14 protein-coding genes are annotated in these 15,310 nt (G+C 69.5%); 8 read left to right on the plus strand and 6 right to left on the minus strand.

Features of this window, described 5'->3' with window-relative positions; translation table 11 throughout:
• Positions 1–840 carry a hypothetical protein gene (locus tag OO69_RS41295; protein ID WP_199811133.1) on the minus strand — a complete coding sequence of 280 codons (840 nt, stop codon included), beginning with the start codon at positions 838–840 and terminating at the stop codon, positions 1–3.
• 427 nt (positions 841–1,267) lie between these two features.
• Here OO69_RS41295 and OO69_RS41300 point away from each other — a divergent pair, with 427 nt between their 5' ends.
• The 5 genes from OO69_RS41300 (at position 1,268) to cseC (ending at position 6,031) form a co-directional block, all read left to right on the plus strand.
• On the plus strand, positions 1,268–2,197 hold the full coding sequence (locus OO69_RS41300; RefSeq protein ID WP_033286106.1) for an A/G-specific adenine glycosylase: 930 nt from the start codon (positions 1,268–1,270) through the stop codon (positions 2,195–2,197).
• Between the two features lie 341 nt (positions 2,198–2,538).
• A complete protein-coding gene (locus OO69_RS41305) occupies positions 2,539–3,078 on the plus strand; it encodes a SigE family RNA polymerase sigma factor (RefSeq protein WP_019064956.1) in 540 nt (179 codons plus the stop codon).
• Positions 3,066–3,785, plus strand: a complete 720-nt coding sequence (locus tag OO69_RS41310) for a hypothetical protein (RefSeq protein ID WP_420707954.1) — start codon at positions 3,066–3,068, stop codon at positions 3,783–3,785. The genes OO69_RS41305 and OO69_RS41310 overlap by 13 nt, the downstream gene beginning before the upstream one ends.
• Before the next feature lie 186 nt (positions 3,786–3,971).
• The gene (gene cseB / locus OO69_RS41315; protein ID WP_033286107.1) at positions 3,972–4,679 is read left to right on the plus strand and encodes a two-component system response regulator CseB; all 708 of its coding nucleotides are present in this window, start codon (positions 3,972–3,974) and stop codon (positions 4,677–4,679) included.
• Between the two features lie 8 nt (positions 4,680–4,687).
• Complete coding sequence (cseC, locus tag OO69_RS41320) at positions 4,688–6,031, plus strand: two-component system sensor histidine kinase CseC (protein WP_033286108.1); 1,344 nt, start codon at positions 4,688–4,690, stop codon at positions 6,029–6,031.
• 86 nt (positions 6,032–6,117) lie between these two features.
• On the opposite strand, the gene OO69_RS41325 is transcribed toward cseC, so the two are convergent.
• From OO69_RS41325 to OO69_RS41340, 4 genes are all read right to left on the minus strand, one after another.
• Complete coding sequence (locus tag OO69_RS41325; protein ID WP_234444667.1) at positions 6,118–6,996, minus strand: class I SAM-dependent methyltransferase; 879 nt, start codon at positions 6,994–6,996, stop codon at positions 6,118–6,120.
• Positions 6,993–7,427, minus strand: coding sequence for a VOC family protein (locus tag OO69_RS41330; protein ID WP_033286109.1), 435 nt, complete (start codon positions 7,425–7,427; stop codon positions 6,993–6,995). Before OO69_RS41330 ends, OO69_RS41325 begins: the two co-directional genes overlap by 4 nt.
• Positions 7,424–7,903, minus strand: a complete 480-nt coding sequence (locus OO69_RS41335; RefSeq protein WP_033286162.1) for a helix-turn-helix transcriptional regulator — start codon at positions 7,901–7,903, stop codon at positions 7,424–7,426. Before OO69_RS41335 ends, OO69_RS41330 begins: the two co-directional genes overlap by 4 nt.
• A gap of 274 nt (positions 7,904–8,177) precedes the next feature.
• Positions 8,178–9,785, minus strand: coding sequence for an MDR family MFS transporter (locus OO69_RS41340; RefSeq protein WP_033286110.1), 1,608 nt, complete (start codon positions 9,783–9,785; stop codon positions 8,178–8,180).
• Between the two features lie 127 nt (positions 9,786–9,912).
• Here OO69_RS41340 and OO69_RS41345 point away from each other — a divergent pair, with 127 nt between their 5' ends.
• Positions 9,913–10,521, plus strand: a complete 609-nt coding sequence (locus OO69_RS41345) for a TetR/AcrR family transcriptional regulator (RefSeq protein ID WP_033286111.1) — start codon at positions 9,913–9,915, stop codon at positions 10,519–10,521.
• Here OO69_RS41345 and OO69_RS41350 read toward each other — a convergent pair.
• Positions 10,518–11,099, minus strand: a complete 582-nt coding sequence (locus OO69_RS41350; protein ID WP_033286112.1) for a M23 family metallopeptidase — start codon at positions 11,097–11,099, stop codon at positions 10,518–10,520. The two genes, OO69_RS41345 and OO69_RS41350, sit on opposite strands and share 4 nt — an antisense overlap.
• A 458-nt stretch (positions 11,100–11,557) precedes the next feature.
• Between OO69_RS41350 and OO69_RS41355 the strand changes: the two genes are divergently transcribed.
• Together OO69_RS41355 and OO69_RS41360 are read left to right on the plus strand one after the other, a co-directional pair.
• The gene (locus OO69_RS41355; protein WP_033286113.1) at positions 11,558–12,169 is read left to right on the plus strand and encodes an HAD family acid phosphatase; all 612 of its coding nucleotides are present in this window, start codon (positions 11,558–11,560) and stop codon (positions 12,167–12,169) included.
• Positions 12,170–12,216: 47 nt separating this feature from the next.
• Positions 12,217–15,255 (plus strand): NACHT domain-containing protein, encoded by a 3,039-nt coding sequence (locus OO69_RS41360; RefSeq protein ID WP_033286114.1) that lies wholly within the window; start codon positions 12,217–12,219, stop codon positions 15,253–15,255.
• The last annotated feature ends 55 nt before the right edge of the window (positions 15,256–15,310 follow it).

Below are 15,310 nucleotides of genomic sequence, written 5' to 3' on the forward strand. Positions count from 1 at the left end.
CTAGTCGCTGGCCAGAACGAACGAGGTCTGCGCCTTGGCGAACCCGGAGGCCTGCGCCTCCACCAGATAGGTCCCGGCCCCGGCCGAACCAGCGGCCGGAGTAGCGCACTCGGGCGCGCTCGGCTTGCGGTCCCACTTCAGGGTGTACGTGACGCTGCTCCCGGCGGACACCCGATAGAAGACACTCCCGGCACTCTTCGGGCAGTCGGCGGACGACCAGAAGTCAGCGCTGCTCCCGGCCTCCGTAATGCTCAACACAGCACTCTTGGGCCCGAGATCAACCTTGCAGTCACTGCCGGAGGAGTTCTTGGCGGTGAGCACGAACGTCGGCGTCTGATCCGGCGAGTACGAGTTGTGAAGACTCCGCAGGCTCAACTGCACAGCGCCGGCGGTGCAGTTGGGAAGCGTCGAGTCGGCAGGAACCGTAGTCCCCGTACTACTACCGCCGTTGGACCCACCACCGGACCCACTACCACCTGATCCGGCACTGGACCCACCGGAGCCGGAGCCGGAATCCGACCCAGAGCCCCCACCGGTCGACCCACTCGCCCCACCGGAGGTATTGCCTCCACCGGAGGTATTGCCACCCCCGGAGTCATCACGTCCGCCCGGGTGTTGACTGATGGCGGGACCAGATCCCGACGGCCCGGCAGTGATCGTAGGAGCGGGAGTCTTTCCGTTCTTGGACCCATCCGCACCGTTCTTGCCGCCCCCGCCACCGGAGTTGACGATCCAGGTGATCAGCAGCGCCAACAAGGCGACCACGGACACCATGAGGACCCTCCGTCGCCAATAGATGGAGGAGGGAAGCGGCCCGACCGGATTGCGCAGTGATCCCACGGCGCAAACTGTACGAGAGATCGGCGAGTTACCTCGCCCCACCCGCCGCCCCAGCCCCAACTTTTCCGGATCATCATTCCGGCAACCCCGCCTGGAATGGCCCGGGATGGACCACGAACCGGCAGCCGCCGACGAGACGGAAGCGGGTCGTGGCGGTACGGCGCATCTCGCCACCCACCCGCCCACACGGCCGCGCCGGTGTACCGAGGCACGCCCCAGAACCACGCGGGCGGAACTCGGAATGACCCACGAGCCCGCAGCCGCCAACGAACCGGGAGCGGGTCGTCGCGGTACGGCGCAGCCCGCCGCGTACCCGGCACCAACCCCGCTCAACCGTGATGACAAACCGAAGGGCCCCGAAGGCGGCGGGCTCGCCGTACCGCCACGACCCCGACCCACCCACCAACCGTGGCAGGATCGGAACGCCATGACTGCGCCCACGAAACCCCCGCACACAACGTCCGCGACCACACCGGACGGCGCCCACCTCCACACCCCGGTCATCGACTGGTTCGAGGACAACGCCCGCGACCTCCCCTGGCGCCACCCCGACGCCGGCCCCTGGGGCGTGATGGTCAGCGAGTTCATGCTCCAGCAGACCCCGGTCAACCGCGTCCTCCCGGTCTACGAACAGTGGCTCGCCCGCTGGCCCCGCCCCGCCGACCTCGCCCAGGACGCCCCCGGCGAAGCCGTCCGCGCCTGGGGCCGCCTCGGCTACCCCCGCCGCGCGCTGCGCCTCCACGGCGCCGCCACCGCCATAACGGAACGCCACGGCGGCGACGTCCCCACCGACCACGCCCAGCTCCTCGCACTCCCCGGCATCGGCGAGTACACGGCTGCCGCGGTCGCGTCCTTCGCCTACGGCCAGCGCCACGCCGTACTCGACACCAACGTCCGCCGGGTCTTCGCCCGCGCGGTCACCGGCACCCAGTACCCCCCGAACGCCACCACCGCGGCCGAACGCAAGCTGGCCCGCGCGCTCCTCCCCGAGGACGACGACACCGCAGCCCGGTGGGCCGCCGCGTCCATGGAACTCGGCGCCCTCGTCTGCACCGCCAAGAACGAGACGTGCCACCGCTGCCCCATCTCCGCCCAGTGCGCCTGGAACCTCGCAGGCAAGCCGGAACACGAGGGCCCGGCCCGCAAGGGCCAGACGTACGCGGGCACGGACCGCCAGGTCCGCGGCAAGCTCCTGGCCGTACTCCGCGAAGCGCACACCCCCGTCCCCCAGTCCGCACTCGACCGCGTGTGGCACGAGCCGGTACAGCGGGCGAGGGCACTGGACGGCCTGGTCGCGGACGGCCTCGTCGAACCCCTCCCCGACGGCATGTACCGGCTCCCCGCGACCCGAGCCTGAAACAACCGGACACACCCCGTCACAACCTGACACACGGTCACTTCACAGACTGGACCCCCACCCCAACGCGCCCCACAGCCCACACCAAGCTCCCGCAACACTCCAACACCCTCACCCCACCAGGCAAATCACCTCATATCCACCCCAACAACCCCGCCCCCTTACCCCGGACCTACTTCCGTTACACAACCGACGGACAGCCGAGCGCTCTCCGCAGGCTGCTCCGCACAGTGCCGTGACAACCCCTCCGTAACTTCATTTGTGTACCGCAGACCGGCGGGACAGCAGCAGAGGACAACCGACAGCGGGCGGGTCGGACACGGGGATGGAGGCGGTTGATCATGGCGCAGGGCGAGGTGCTCGAATTCGAGGAGTACGTCCGCACCCGACAGGACGCGCTGCTGCGCAGCGCCCGCCGACTGGTGCCGGACCCGGTCGACGCCCAGGACCTGCTCCAGACGGCGCTGGTACGGACGTACGGCCGCTGGGAGACCATCGAGGACAAGCGCCTCGCGGACGCCTACCTGCGCCGCGTCATGATCAACACCCGCACCGAGTGGTGGCGGGCCCGCAAGCTCGAAGAGGTCCCCACCGAGCAGCTGCCGGACGCGAGCGTCGACGACGCGACCGAACAGCACGCGGATCGGGCGCTTCTTATGGACATCATGAAAGTTCTCGCTCCGAAGCAGCGCAGTGTGGTCGTCCTGCGACACTGGGAGCAGATGTCCACCGAAGAGACGGCCGCCGCCCTGGGCATGTCGGCCGGTACGGTCAAGAGCACGCTGCACCGGGCGCTCGCCCGGCTCCGGGAGGAGCTGGAGGCCCGCGACCTGGACGCACGCGCGCTGGAGCGTGAGGAGCGGGAGCGTTGCGCGGCCTGAGCGACGACACCCCCGGGCCCGGCGGCCCGAGCCACGACCCTCCGGGGCCGGGCCCGAGTGACACCGCCGGGCCGGGGCGGGTGCGCGGGAGCCTGGAGGCGGCGGTCACGGCGCTTGCCGTGCTCGCCGCCCTCGCCCTGTTGGTGTCCGGCTGCGCCACGGGCGGCACCGGCGCGCGTGACGAGGGCCCGGCGCACTCCGACTCCGTGGCGGGCGTGGCGGAGGCGTCCGCTCCCACCCCCTCGGCGACCGTCGACGACCACGTGGACGCGGTCAAGCTCGTCATGGACGACCCGAAGGTCTCGGCGGCGGTCAAGCACGAGCTGAAGCCGTGCGTCGCCGACGAGTACGCGGTCGACGTGTCGTACGGAGTGCTGACCGGCGGCACCGCGAACGATGTCGTCGTCAACGTGATGACCTGCGGCGATGCGGTGGGGATCGGCTCGTACGTGTATCGCGACAAGGGCGGGACGTACGAGAATGTGTTCAAGGCCGAGGAACCCCCGGTCTACGCGGAGATAGACCGCGGCGATCTGGTCGTCACCAAGCAGGTGTACGAGAAGGGCGACCCGGTGTCGAGTCCCTCCGGGGAGAACGTGATCACGTACCGCTGGACCTCGGGCCGTTTCGTCCAGGAGTACAGCACCCACAACGAGTACAGCAACGCGGTCGGGGGCGACGCCTCGCCCACTCCGAGCAAGAACTGAACCCATCGGAACAGGAAGAGAACCGATCGGAACCGGCCCCACCGGAACCCCGTCGGAACTTCATCGGAACCGAACCGGTCGGAACTGAACCGATCGGCCGCCCCGATCCGATGCTTCAGTGAACGCGGACGCCGCCCCAGGCGTCCCATGCTTGAGAACGACCCACACGAGACTGAGAGCACCGGGATGGCAGACCAGACCCACGTCCTGTTCGTCGAGGACGACGACGTCATCCGCGAGGCCACCCAACTCGCCCTGGAGCGGGACGGCTTCGTGGTCACCGCCATGCCCGACGGCCTGTCGGGCCTGGAGGCGTTCCGGGCGGACCGCCCCGACATCGCGCTGCTGGACGTGATGGTCCCGGGCCTGGACGGGGTGAGCCTGTGCCGCCGTATCCGGGACGATTCGACGGTCCCGGTGATCATGCTGTCGGCACGCGCGGACTCGATCGACGTCGTCCTCGGCCTGGAGGCGGGCGCCGACGACTACGTCACGAAGCCCTTCGACGGCGCCGTCCTGGTAGCCCGCATCCGCGCGGTGCTCCGCCGCTTCGGACACGCGAGCGGCGGCGACCGTACGACGGACGCGGAGGCGGCCCCGGAAGGCGGCGGGGTGCTGACCTTCGGGGACCTGGAGATCGACACCGAGGGCATGGAGGTGCGCCGGGCCGGGCAGCCGGTGGCGCTGACGCCGACCGAGATGCGGCTGCTGCTGGAGTTCTCGTCGGCGCCCGGCACGGTCCTGTCCCGCGACAAACTCCTGGAGCGGGTGTGGGACTACGGCTGGGGCGGTGACACCCGGGTCGTGGACGTCCATGTGCAGCGGCTGCGGACGAAGATCGGCCAGGACCGGATCGAGACGGTCCGCGGCTTCGGCTACAAGTTGAAGGCCTGAGCAGGGGTATGCGGGGGAATTCACGGCGCAGGGTCCCGTCGTTCATGGACAGAGCGGGCATCCGTACGGGCCTGAGATGGAAGCTCAGCGCGGCCATCGCGCTGGTCGGCACGCTGGTCGCGATCGCGCTCAGCCTGGTCGTGCACAACGCGGCCCGGGTCTCGATGCTGGACAACGCGCGCGACCTCGCGGACGAGCGCGTCCAGATCGCCCAGCGCAACTACGAGCTGTCCGGGCGCCCGAACTTCCCCAGCATCAAGATCGACGACCCGAGCCTGCCGCCGGCGCTGCGCGAGAAGGTCGAGGAGGGCCGCCGGGCGACGTACGTCACCGACCGGCCGCACGGGGTGCCGGACATCTGGGCGGCCGTACCGCTCAAGGACGGTCACGTCATGTCCCTGCACACCGGGTTCACCGACCGCAGCACGGACATCCTCAAGGATCTCGACCAGGCGCTGGTGATCGGCTCGATCGCGGCCGTGCTCGGCGGCAGCGCGCTCGGTGTCCTGATCGGCGGCCAGCTCTCGCGCCGGCTGCGCAAGGCTGCGGCCGCGGCGAACCAGGTCGCCAAGGGCGAGACGGACGTACGGGTGCGGGACGCGATCGGCGGTGTCGTACGCGACGAGACCGACGACCTCGCACGCGCGGTGGACGCGATGACGGACGCGCTGCAGCAACGGCTGGAGGCCGAACGCCGAGTCACCGCGGACATCGCGCACGAGCTGCGCACCCCGGTGACGGGCCTGCTCACCGCGGCCGAACTGCTCCCCCCGGGCCGCCCCACCGAGCTGGTCCTGGACCGGGCGAAGGCGATGCGCACGCTGGTCGAGGACGTGCTGGAGGTCGCCCGGCTCGACGGGGCGTCCGAGCGGGCCGAGTTGCAGGACCTGATGCTGGGCGACTTCGTGAGCCGCCGGGTGCTCGCGAAGGATCCGGACGCGGTGGTGCACGTGGTGCACGAGTCGGAGGTCACCACGGACCCCCGCCGCCTGGAACGCGTCCTGTTCAACCTCCTCGCCAACGCGGCCCGGCACGGCAAGCCGCCGATCGAGGTCTCCGTCGAGGGCCGGGTCATCCGCGTCCGCGACCACGGCCCCGGCTTCCCCGAGGAACTTCTGGCGGAGGGCCCGAGCCGCTTCCGCACCGGCAGCAAGGACCGCGCGGGCCACGGCCACGGCCTGGGCCTGACCATCGCGGCCGGCCAGGCCCGCGTCCTCGGCGCCCGCCTGACCTTCCGCAACGTCCGCCCCGCGGGCGCCCCGGACCACATCCCGGCGGAGGGCGCGGTGGCGGTGCTGTGGCTGCCGGAGCACGCGCCTACGAGTACGGGGAGTTATCCGATGCTGCCGTAGCCTCCGGCGGTTGACCGGTGTGTTGCCGCGAGGCTGTGCAGCCGTAGGAGCCTGGGACCGTCAGGGTGGCAACAGGTCAGGGCCTCTCACGTGCTCCCCACCATCACCTCCTCCCCCCGGGACGGCATCGCCCCGTCCTCCCTGTCCGCGAAGTACCTCTCGGCAAGCTCCGCGGCCGGCACATGCCGTACCTCCCGGAACCCGCACTCCCGCCCGAGCGCGAGCACCTGCTCCGGGGTGAAGAAGCTCAGGAAGGGTGTCCCCGCGGCACGCGCTCCCCGCACCGCGACCTCCAACTGCGCGCGCTGCTCCGGCTCCACGTCGTCCACGGGTCGTAGGAACGTGGTGACCAGGGTGGAGCCCGGGGCGAGGCCGGCGACCCGGCGGAACATGGTGGTGATCGCGTCCAGGGTGAGGTACATGGTCACGCCGGTCGCGGCCACGACGGCGGGCCGCCCCAAGTCGAGCCCGGCGGCGCCCAGTTGCCCCCACCAGTCGCCCTCGAAGTCGACCGGCACGAACCGCAGCCAGTCCGGGACGCCGTACCCCGACTCCGCCAGCCGCCGCCGCTTCCAGGCCTGCGTGCCGGGCTGCTCGACCTCGAACACCCGGAGTTTCGCGCCGAGTTCGGGCCGCCGCTGGGCGAAGGTGTCGAGACCGGCGCCGAGGATGACGTACTGCTGCACACCCTTCCCGGCCTGCTCCTCCACCACGTCCTCGACGAAGCGGGCCCGCGCGACGATCGACGCACGGATACGCCGCGTGGCCTCGACGTCCATGTCGGGACGCTCCCGCCACTCCTCCCCCGGGTCCGCGAGCCGCAGCCCGACCTCGTCCTCGATGACGTGCGGCGCCGGATCGGCCTGAACGTGCAGGGCCCGCCACAGAGCGACCCGCACAGCCGTGTGATCCGGCTCGACCTCCGCCACTTCCGCCGCCTCGGCCACCGACCGCTCCCCGGTCACCCGAAGTCCTTCGAGAAGTCCAGTTCGGCGCTGCGCTCGGTCAGCGAGTACCAGTTGCCGCTGTCGTCGCGGAAGATCGCCTCGATGCCGTACGGCCGCTCGGTCGGCTCCTGGAGGAACTCGACCCCGCGCGCCTTGAAGGTCGCGTGATCGCCACGGCAGTCATCGGTGGTGAACGCCCCGGCGCCGAGCACCCCCTTGCTGATCAGCTTCTTCAGCGCCTCGGCGGACTCGGGGTCGAGCCCCGGACCGTCCAGGCTCATCAGGGTGAGCGCGACGTCGGACTGGTCCTTGGCGCCCACGGTGACCCACCGCATGTCGCCCATCGAGATGTCGTCGCGGATCTCGAAGTCGAGTTTCTCGGTGAAGAAGGCCTTGCTGCGCTGCTGGTCGAAGGTCCACACGGTGGCGATGCCCAAGCCTTGGATCATGACTCCGCACTCCTGTCGGACGAGATTGATACCGAGCCGGCTTCCTGCTCATCACCGTAGGCAGGGCGGACATCGCGACGCTTCTTCAAAGTTGCGGTGGGGAAACCGCCGGCCCAGAGCATCGCGTAACACCCAGGAATGAGCGCGGCCCCACGCCCCACATGCTTGGCCCGATACTCACTCGGCGTCAGCCCGGTCCGCGCCTTGAACCGCGCCGAAAAGGTCCCGAGGCTGCTGAACCCGACCAGATGGCAGATCTCCGTGACCGACAGATCGGCGCTACGGAGCATCTCCTCGGCCCGCTCGATCCGCCGATGCGTCAGATACTGCCCGGGCGTCTCCCCGTACGCCTCCTTGAAGGCCCGGATGAAGTGGTACCGCGAATACCCGGCATGCGCGGCCACCACGCCCAGATCGAGCTCCGGCTCGGCCCAGTCGCGATCCATGGCGTCCTTGGCAAGACGCAACTGCCGCATTTTGTCCATGCACCCGATGGTGGCACGCAGCACTGACATCGACACCGGGCCGCTGAATCCGACGCGACGGGGTCCGGCACCTCTCAACTCAGGCCGGCACTAATCAGCCCGTCCGGCGTTTGAGGACGAGGCCCCTTCAGGGCCGATCGGGGGTCTGGGGGCGGAGCCCCCAGCAACGGACCCGCAGCCGAACGCCCGACTCACACCCCCGCACACAAAGAAGGCCCCCCGGGGCGGACACCAACCGGGGGACCTTCAGCTCACCGTAGGCGAATCACACGACCTCGACGATCGACGCCGGCGCCACCGTTCCCGCTTCCTCGCCAGGCTTAGACGCAGTCGGCCCCGCCCCCTTCAGCGGAACCTCCTTCACGAACACCGCGGCCACCAACGCGACCACAGCGACAACCGCCCCCAGCAGGAACGCGGAGTGAATACCCGCGGACACCGCGTGCTGGTACGCCTCCCGCGCCACCGCCGGCAACTTCGCCAGACTCGCCGCGTTCAACGTCGCGGACTGCTCGGTCACCTTGGACCCCAGCGCCCCCGCCCGCTCGGTCATGACGTCCTGCACCCGGTTGTTGAACAACGCCCCCATGATGGCGACACCGAACGACGAACCGAGCGTCCGGGACAGGGTGCTCGTGGAAGACGCGACCCCCATGTCCTTCATCTGCACACTGTTCTGCGCGACCAGCATGGTGATCTGCATCAGGCAGCCCATACCGAGCCCGACGACGGCCATGAACACACCGGACATGAACCGGGTCGTATCCGTGTCCATGGTCGACAGCAGATACAGTCCGACCACCATCAGCACGCTGCCGACGACCGGAAACACCTTGTACTTACCGGTGTTGGTGGTCACCCGCCCCGCGACCATCGAGGTCACGAGCATCGCCCCGAGCATCGGCAGAAGCAGCAACCCGGAGTTCGTAGCGGACGCGCCCTGCACGGACTGCTGGTACAGCGGCAGGAACAGCGTCGCCCCGAACATCACGAACCCGGTGATGAAGCCGATGATCGCCATCAGGGTGAAGTTCCGGCTGCGGAAGATGTGCAGCGGTACGACCGGCTCGGCCGCCTTGGTCTGCCAGAACACGAACCCGACGAGCGCGGCCACCCCGAGCCCGATCAGTTCCATGATCCGCGCGGACGTCCAGTCGTACTGCGAACCGCCCCACGTGGTGACGAGCACGATCGAGGTGATGCCCACGGTCAGCAACCCGGCACCCAGGTAGTCGATCCGCGCCTGCGACCGCTTCTTCGGGAGGTGCAGCACCGCACTGATCGCGGCGAGCGCGATGACGCCGAGCGGCAGGTTGATGTAGAAGGACCAGCGCCAGCCCCAGTTGTCGGTGATGGTGCCGCCGACCAGCGGTCCGCCGATCATCGCGAGCGCCATGACGCCGGCCATCATGCCCTGGTACTTGCCCCGCTCACGCGGCGGGATGAGGTCGCCGATGATCGCCATGACGCCGACCATCAGACCACCGGCACCGAGACCCTGGATGGCCCGGAAACCGATCAACTGCCCCATGTCCTGCGCCATACCGCTCAGCGCGGACCCGGCCAGGAAGATCACGATCGAGGTCATGAAGGCGCCCTTGCGCCCGTACATGTCACCGAGCTTGCCCCACAGCGGGGTCGAGCTGGCCGTGGCGAGCGTGTACGCGGTGACGACCCACGACAAGTGCTCCAGCCCGCCCAGCTCACCGACGATCGTCGGCATCGCCGTACCGACGATCATGTTGTCGAGCATCGCGAGCATCATGGTGATCATCAGGGCGAGCAGGACGACCCGCACGCTCTTCGGCTGTTTGCCGTCCACCTCTGGCCCGGGCGCCCCTGGCCCGGCCTCGACCGTCTGTGTGTCCGCCATCTTTCCCACTCCCCTTGTACTGCCCCCGGCCGACCACTTACTTGCCGCCCGGCTAGTTGACTACACTCAGGGAAAGTAGACCCGTAACTAGCCGGGCGTCAAGTAAGTTTGCTGGAGCATGAGACGAATGGGCGGCACCATGGACGGCACCAAGCGGCAGCGTCGCGGAGACACCCGCCAGCGCATCCAGGACGTGGCGCTCGAACTCTTCGCCGAGCAGGGCTACGAGAAGACCTCGCTGCGCGAGATCGCCGAGCACCTGGACGTCACGAAGGCGGCGCTCTACTACCACTTCAAGACCAAGGAAGAGATCCTCGTCGGCATCTTCGAGGACCTGACCCGGCCGATCGAGGAACTGATCGAGTGGGGCCGCGGCCAGCCGCACACCCTGGCGACCAAGCAGGAGATCGTACGGCGCTACAGCGACGCGCTCGACGGCGCGACCCCGCTGTTCCGCTTCATGCAGGAGAACCAGGCGACGGTACGGGACCTGCGCATCGGCGAGCGCTTCAAGGAGCGGATGCGCGGCCTCCGGGAGATCATGATCGACCCCGACGCGAGCCTGGTCGACCAGGTCCGCTCCCTCAGCGCGATCTTCACGCTGCACGCCGGCATGTTCGCCGTGCACGACCTCGAAGGCGACCCCGAGGAGAAGCACAAGGCCGTCCTGGAGGTCGCCACCGACATGATCACGCAGGCCCACGCGGGCACGAAGCCCACTCGGGACGGGTCCTAGACGGAGACACCCTTGCCGCGCAGGAACGAGACCGGGTCTATCGCCGAGCCGTAGTTGGCGGTCGTACGGATCTCGAAGTGCAGGTGGGGGCCGCTGGAGTTGCCGGTGCTGCCGGAGAGCGCGATGTGCTGACCGGTGCTGACGACCTGGCCGACCTTCACGTCGATGCGCGAGAGGTGGGCGTACTGGGAGTACGTGCCGTTGCCGTGCTTGATGACGATGGCGTTGCCGTACGCGGCACCGTCACCCGCGCCGTTGCCGCCGGCCTTGACGACGGTCCCGCCGTGCGCGGCCATGACGTTGGTGCCGCTGGCCACGGCGAAGTCCTGCCCGCTGTGGGTGGACTGCCACATGCTGCCGGCCTGGGCGAAGCTCGCGGACAGCGTGTACTTCTTCACCGGGTCGACCCAGGAGGCGGCGACCTTCGCGCTGACGGCCTTCGGCGCGACGCTCGAGGAGGCGGCGCTGGCGACCCCGGTCCCCAGCACGGCGGTGGCTCCCAGTCCGACGGCCAGGACGGCCACCCGGGTGCGGAGCGAAGACGTACGGGAAGAACGGGACGTGGCGCGCTGGAACATCGAAACCTCACGGGGGACGGGGACAGAAAAACCACCCGGCACGCATACGGCCGCCGGATGGCACGTTCATTGGTAACCCCGGACCCCACGGACCCCCAAACCCCTCTTCTACGACGGAAGCTAGTACTTCACCACAAAACTTCCGACTTCTTGACAGGGTGCTCATGCCTCCCGATTCGGCCCCCTCGAGGGCGAAATCGGTCATTCGGTTCCACGAATCTCAAGAAAAAAGTCCCTTTTGCCCCGATCGAGGCACGCGACTATCTCCCCTAGTAGGGCCCGAATCGCCTGTGCGGCTTGTCACCGGCGGGGGCCGCCGCCGGGCGCGGAAATGTGGCGCAGACCTCTATACACCTACCGTTCAGTAACCTTACGGTTCCCCTCCCGCCACCCGCGCCCGCGACCATGCCTTCTGCACCGCACGGCAGCGCACAGACGTGAGAGGAACCCCCACCCCCATGACGAGACGACGCCCCTGGGCTCGCCGTACCGCCACAGTCGCCGTGGCCGCGACCGCCCTCGCGACGCTGACCGTCCCCGCGGAGGCCGCGACGGCGACCAGCACCACCGCCACGACGGTGGACTACGCCACCTGGCAGACCGACTGCCAGACGGTGATGAACCAGGCCCTGCCCTACCTGAAGCAGCGCATCGCGGCCACGAAGCCCGGCGAGAAGCAGGCGATCGTCTTCGACATCGACAACACCACCCTGGAGACGGACTTCGGCTTCAGCTGGCCGCAGCCGGCCAACAAGCCGGTCCTCGCGGTCGCCAAGTACGCCCAGGAGCACGGCGTTTCGCTGTTCTTCGTCACGGCCCGCCCCGGCATCATCTACCTGCCGACCGAGTACAACCTCGAACACGACGGCTACGACGTCGACGGCCTCTACGTCCGCGGCCTCTTCGACCTCTTCAAGGACGTCGCCGACTACAAGACGGCCCAGCGCACCGCGATCGAGAACAAGGGCTACACGATCATCGCGAACATCGGCAACAGCGCCACCGACCTGTCGGGCGGCCACGCCGAGAAGACCTTCAAACTGCCGGACTACGACGGCCAGTTGTCGTAAGCCGTTAGGCTCCGTCCGTTCGCGCGACGACGGGGGTGGGGCGGCGGATGGAGCCCGCGGTACTCGGTGGCAAGCTGGCGTCAGGCCTGATCACACCACTGCTGAAGAAGCTGTTCGTACCCGACGCCCCCGGCGCGGGCCTGGTCGACAGACCGATCCGCCTCTCCTCCCTCGTCTCCTTCAAGGGCGAGAAACGCACCCTGACGGAGAAGGACGTCCACAAGCTCGCCGCCCACCTGGTCGCGCGGGCCGTGGACTCCCCCGGCGAGCCCCCCTTCCCGCCCGACGAACAGACCGCCGTGGCCGACGCGTTGGCCCGCAGACTCCTGGCTCTCGGCGACCTGGCCATGGACGACGTCCAGGCCGTACGACTCGGACACCGGGAACTGGCCCGGCAGTTGGAGTACGGCGCCCCCGCACCCGCCGGACTCTCCACCGACGCCCGCTACTTCCTAGGCAACGCCACCGAGTGGGCCTGCCTCCAGATCCTGGAGTTCTTCACCCGCCGCTCCACGTTCGTAGCCCGCACGCTGGTGGAACAGACCCGCAGCCAGGCCGAACTGATCGCCCGCGTAGACGAGTTGATCGCCCGCACCCAACGCCCCGGTTCCCAGGACCGCGCCTTCGAGCGCCGCTACCTCCCGTACGTCGCCGAGCGCCACAACCACATCACCATCTACGGCATCGACCTCCGCGACTCCCCGGACCGCTGGCCCCTCGAAGTGGCGTACCTGAGCCTGGAGGCGACGGCAACAGAGGAACGCCACCTCCCCGACGAACACCCCGGTGCGTCCTTCAGCGTCCAACTCCCCGCCGAAGAAGCCCTGTCGACGCACGACCGCGTCCTGCTGCGCGGTGACGCGGGCTCCGGCAAGACGACCCTGGTGCAGTGGCTGGCGGTGACGGCGGCGAGGGACGGCGACCGCATCCCGTACGTCCTCCCCCTGCGCACGCTGATCCGTGCGGGCCAACTCCCGTCCCCGGCAACCTTCCTGGCCTCGGTCGGCTGCCCGCACACCCCACCCGAGGGCTGGACGGAACGCGTCCTGACCGCCGGCCGCGCCCTGGTCCTCGTCGACGGCCTGGACGAGATCCCGTCCGCCGACCGCCACCGCACCCGCGACTGGCTCCAGTCCCTGATCAGCGCCTTCCCGGGCAACCGCTGGCTCCTGACCTCCCGCCCCACCGCGGTCCGCCCCGACTGGCTGGCGTCGGAGGGCTTCCGCGAACTGACCCTGGCCCCCATGCGCCGCCCCGAGGTGAAGACCTTCGTCGAGCGCTGGCACACGGCGGCTCAGGCCCCGGAGTACGAGGGCCCACTCCTGGACTCCCTGCGCACGAAACGGGACTTGGCACGGCTGGCCACGAACCCCCTGATGTGCGGCCTGATCTGCGCCCTGCATCGCGAACGGAGGGGCTATCTCCCCACAGGCCGCAAGGAGTTGTACGACGCCGCCCTGACGATGCTGCTGGCCCGCCGGGACCGGGAGCGGGGCATGAGCACGCTGGAGGGAGCGGAACTGGGCGAGGAGGCCCAGCTGGAGATCCTCCAACGGCTCGCGTACGCCCTGGTGTTGAGCGGCCGCACGGAGATGGACCGGGAGACGGCGGAGGGAATCGTTGAACGATGCCTGCCCACGGTCGCGGGGCGGGGCGACGCCGGGACGGTACTGCGGGACCTCCTACTGAGAAGCGGCCTGCTGCGCCAACCCGCCGACGGTGTCGTCGACTTCGTCCACCGCACGTTCCAGGACTACCTGGGCGCCCGGTACGCGGTCGAGGAGGGCCACCTCGACGTCCTGACCTCCCACGCGGGCGACGCCCAGTGGGAGGACGTGATCCGGATGGCGGTCGCCCACGCCCGGCCGCGCGAACGGGTCGTACTCCTACGGCAGTTGCTGGCCCGGGAGGAGCCCCGGCTGACGCTGCTCGCACTGGCCTGCCAGGAGCATGCGACGGCGTTGGACCCGGGGGTGCGGGCGGAGGTCGAGACGCAGGCGGCCGAGCTGATCCCGCCGCGTACGACGGAGGACGCGCTCGCGTTGGCGGAGGCGGGACCGCTGGTCCTGGAACTGCTGCCGGGGCCGGAGGGGTTGACGGACGAGGAGGCGAGGGCGGTCACGGTCACCGCTTCGGTCCTGGGCGGGGCGGAGCCCGATGGCGCGCTGGCGGTCCTGCGCCGCTTCCGCGGGCATCCGTCCCACGGCGTACGACGCCAACTCGCGGGCACGTGGGACCGGTTCGACGCCCGGGAGTACGCCGCCGAGGTGCTCGACCGGCTGCGCCGCGACGACGGCCTCTTCCTGCGCTGCTCGACCCGGGAACAGCTGGAGGCGCTGCGGCTGATGCGGCCCTGGCACGGGCTGACGATCGAGGGTTCGGCCGCGCCGGCCGAGATCATCGACGCCGTCGGCGATCCGGACGCGGTCACTGTCCTGGGTCTTGAGCGGAACCTCGGTCTCCAGGTCCTGGACGGACTGCTGGCCTTCCGGTCCCTGAACACACTGCGGCTTCAGGACTGCCCCGTCGTCCGGTCCCTCGAGCCGCTGTCCGAACTGCCCTTGACCGAGCTGACGTTCAACAACATCGTCGAAACGGCGGGCCTGCGGAACCTGCGCGGACTCACCCGCCTCTCCCTGGACCAGGTGCTCCCGAGCCCGCACCTGCGCGCCCACCTGCCGCTGGACGCGCGCCTGGAGTACCTGCACCTGGGCCGGTACACGCTCGCTTCCACGGACCTGCGCGATCTCGATCAATGGCCGACCCTCACCACGCTCAGCCTCGGCCGGACGGACGGCACCATGACGGCCGGGGACTGGCGGGAGGTGGGCCGGCTGCCCGCCCTGCGGAACCTCGTGCTGAACACGTCCCTTGACCGCTATGCCGTGGAGGAGATGCCGGTCATCCCCTCCATCGGGTGCCTCCGGCTGCCCGCCCAGGACGCCACCCGGGACCAGCTCCGCACCCTGGCCTCGCGCCTCCCCGGCCTGCGCAAGGTGCGCTTCAAGACGTACGGCCTGAAGATCCACCTCGACCGCTACGCCGCGCTTTTCCCCGCCGCCGAAGTAACCGACGACCGGCGCTGACTCCTGCCCCGAATACGCGAAAGGGGCCGGTGTCCAAAAGGCACCGACCCCTTCC

Origin of the sequence: Streptomyces sp. NRRL F-525, assembly GCF_000716605.1 — a bacterium.
Classification (GTDB): Bacteria; Actinomycetota; Actinomycetes; order Streptomycetales; family Streptomycetaceae; genus Streptomyces.